At 69.8% G+C, this 2012-nt stretch carries 1 protein-coding gene and 1 pseudogene; one reads left to right on the plus strand and one right to left on the minus strand.

What is annotated here, in order from left to right:
- Positions 1-595 precede the first annotated feature (595 nt).
- Complete coding sequence (locus ACFXKA_RS42575) at positions 596-1363, minus strand: D-Ala-D-Ala carboxypeptidase family metallohydrolase (RefSeq protein WP_379431842.1); 768 nt, start codon at positions 1361-1363, stop codon at positions 596-598.
- Positions 1364-1568: 205 nt separating this feature from the next.
- Between ACFXKA_RS42575 and ACFXKA_RS42580 the strand changes: the two are divergent.
- Positions 1569-1939, plus strand: a pseudogene (locus tag ACFXKA_RS42580) (hypothetical protein); the annotation flags it as partial.
- Positions 1940-2012: the final 73 nt, after the last annotated feature.

Here is a 2012-nt window from a genome sequence, read left to right on the forward strand (position 1 = left end):
GATAAGAAGAACGGGTCATCCTGAACGGGATTTCGGGGTTCGGTGGCCAGGCCGTGTACGGTCCTCGTCCGGATGGCGGGCGGCGAGGGACTGGGAAGGCGACTCCTCTTGAGTCGGGGTTGTCCGTTCTTCGTGGGGTGTTACCGGGTGGGGAGGGCGGTGCGCCGTTGGTGGGCAACGGGGATCTGGTCGCTGACCTCGTCACGAAGAGACTTGTACTGGGGTGTGTCTCTTTCACCTGGCGTCGCGCGGGCAGGGACATCTGTGTCGTCGTCAGGAAACGTTGGGCCTCACGCATAAAGATTTTCCGGCACAGCGTTCCGGCCGCCCGCCGTACGGTTCCGGTGGGCCGGAGGGCCTCGAGGGTGTTGTTTTCGGCCGGTTCGGTCCTGTCGGGCGGTGGGTGGGCTCGTACGGGTGTCGTCGCGGGAGGCAGCCGTACAGCGAGGGTGTCTGCCGCGGGCTGAAGCGGCGGGGGCGGGAGGCAGCTGCACTGCGCGGGGGGTGCCTGCCCCGGGGGGCGGGTGCCCCCCCCGGTGGTGCCCGCCCCGGGGCCGAAGCCCGGGGTGGCATGTGTGGTGTGTGGGCTGGTGGGTCACATACCGCAGGTCGGGGCCGACCAGAAGCGGCCGTCGCCGCCGGCGACGTGTGTGTGATCGTCGTGACCCGGGTAGCCCGGGCCCAGGATCTCCGTGAAGCCGTGGTTGCGGGCCGCGAGAGCCAGGGCGCAGAAGCCCTGCGAGCCCGCGCCGAGGTCGGCCGCGTGGCCGTACAGGTGACGGCTGTTGGCCGCGCCGCCGACGTTGGTGTTGCAGGCGACGCTGCGGAAGCCGCCGTTGACGGTGATCGGCCTGTCTCCCATGGCGTGGCGCATGGCCTGTAGTTTCCACATGGTGACCAGGGCGTTGGCGCGGGCCGTGGCCGCGCTGACCTTGCCTCCGGACCAGTCGGAGTTGCAGTTGTTCAGCTCGCCGTAGTCGAAGTTGACCGGGGAGCAGTCGTCGTCCTGGAGCTCGTAGATTTTGCCGAAGGTGGCCGGGCCCGCGACGCCGTCGGCGCCGAGACCGTACGCGGACTGGAAGCGCTGTACCGCGGCCTTGGTGGCCGGGCCGAACTGGCCGTCGATGGCGAGCTGGCTGCCCGAGCCCGGGTATCCGGCGACCCGGATCTGGAGCTGTCGCACGGCTTCGCCGGACGAGCCCTCGCTGAGTGTCCCGCTCCAGGTGTAGCAGCCGTCGGCGGCGGACACTTCGGCGGCGGCCGGTGAGGTGTTCGCGACCGCGGGCAGGGCTGTGGGGGCGGCGAGCGTCAAGCCGGCGCCCGCCAGTACCGCTACCAGTACTCTGACAGTACGTGAACTCATGTGGGGGGCTGCCTCTCCTCATTCGTGGCACTGGGTTGGAGAGGCATGAGAGTGGCGTTACTCGCAGCCCTTGTCAAGAACACGTCACGGAGCGGTAAATCAGGTAAAGCCCTTTGGGGCGGAGGCGCGCGGCCGGCCGGCCACGGCCTGCGACGCGACCCGTGACGGAACCGCGCCCTGCGGGCTGCCCCCGCCCTGGAGTCACTTCCCTGCCTGCGGCCCCCCCCGCACCGAACGGGTCCTGACCGACAACGCCCGGGCCCACCGCAAAGGCATGGCCTGGAAGAACGTCCCGGCCGGCCTCGGCGCGCCCGGCACGCTCACCCGCCCTGCCGGCCGCAGACCAACGGCAAGGCCGAACGCTTCAACCACACCCTGGACCAACGGCAAGGCCGAACGGATCGACCGCATCCTGCTCGACGAATGGGCCTGCCTGCGGCCCTGCACCACCACCGAACGCACCGACGCCCCGGCAGACTTCCTCCACACCGACCACCACCACCCGCTGCCACACCGCACCCGACGGACACCCGCCCCGTCACCCGCGTCAACAACCCTCCAGCCCAGAACACCTAGGGCGTGTTTCGAAAGTCCCGTCTGGTTCACGACGCCTGGCACGCACGCTCGCCGAGTTGGCAGCGTTCTCGAA

The sequence above is a fragment of the Nocardia sp. NPDC059228 genome (assembly GCF_042754245.1).
Lineage (GTDB): Bacteria > Actinomycetota > Actinomycetes > Mycobacteriales > Mycobacteriaceae > Nocardia.